At 53.2% G+C, this 979-nt stretch carries 2 protein-coding genes; both read right to left on the bottom strand.

The annotated features are described in order from the left end of the window. Positions 1-747, bottom strand: a 747-nt coding sequence (locus MXD58_RS31875; RefSeq protein ID WP_250610243.1) for a TOMM precursor leader peptide-binding protein, incomplete at its 3' end; no start/stop codon positions are given. Then, positions 744-979 (bottom strand): hypothetical protein (locus tag MXD58_RS31870; RefSeq protein WP_250610241.1); only part of this gene is annotated, 236 nt, incomplete at its 5' end. The genes MXD58_RS31870 and MXD58_RS31875, both read right to left, overlap by 4 nt.

Here is a 979-nt window from a genome sequence, read left to right as displayed (position 1 = left end):
TGCATCGCCAAATGGCGGCACGAGGTCATACATTTTATTATTCAACAACGCAGCCCTGTGATCCAGATAGTCTTTGACTAGAACATTACCCAGGTCATCCATCGAACGGCAACGGTAACTGTCGGAGCTGATCTTCGGACTTGGTTGTAGCGAAATTCGGGCCGAAGCTTTCGAATCGTCGGGTAATCGGCCACAAACAGTACACAACGGGTCGGGAAGAAAGGAATGCCATGAACTATTCAGTGTTTTCATGTTGATTAATGAAACCCGTCCTTCCGAGTGGGCCTGCTCACCTTGCAATACCCTCGGTACCTCGGCCCCGATCAGGTGAGCCATCTGCAAGAGTCCCGTGCCTGATGCCGCCACGTCACGCTGAATTCCTTCTTGCACCGACATTCGCTGCCGTATATCCCACATCTCTTTACGGTCGCGTCCTGCCATGATACGTCGAAGGTCCGCACACTGGTAGCATCCCGGCGCACCCGGGCGTACCAGCGGCCCGACCACGCCCTCGCCAAATGAAACGAAGCCTGGTAGCCAAGGAATGCCGGTTGATCGTAACACCTCTTCCGATTTTTGATGAACAGAGGGATTCCAGGCATCTTGCAGCACCAGAGCCATACCAGTCGTTTCCGGTATTCCTGCCTCGAAATCGGTCTGGCGAATTACCTGGTATTGGCCGGACAGTTCTCCGCACACGCGGTCCGCCAACACTCCCTCTCCGACTACCAAAACGACAGCATTCAACTTGATTCCTCCTTTCGCAACAACACACCAAACACCCCTGCCAGTTCCTCTTTCAAAAACGGTTCCAGTCCTAGTTCCAAAACCAAGAGCCGTTTGTGGTTCCGTTCCAGGACTTGCATAGCGGACTGCAAAACCTCAGGTTGTGTCGTATCTTCACCCGCGGGGATTACAAGATTCAGCGTCACCGTTTCTTCTTGAAGGACAGTCGAAACCACCAACCCTTGTGCTTGGG

The organism is Frankia sp. AgKG'84/4, from assembly GCF_023242965.2.
Classification (GTDB): Bacteria; Actinomycetota; Actinomycetes; order Frankiales; family Frankiaceae; genus Frankia.
The sequence above is the reverse complement of the archived record's forward strand: the minus strand, read 5'-3'. Positions and strand labels throughout refer to the sequence as shown.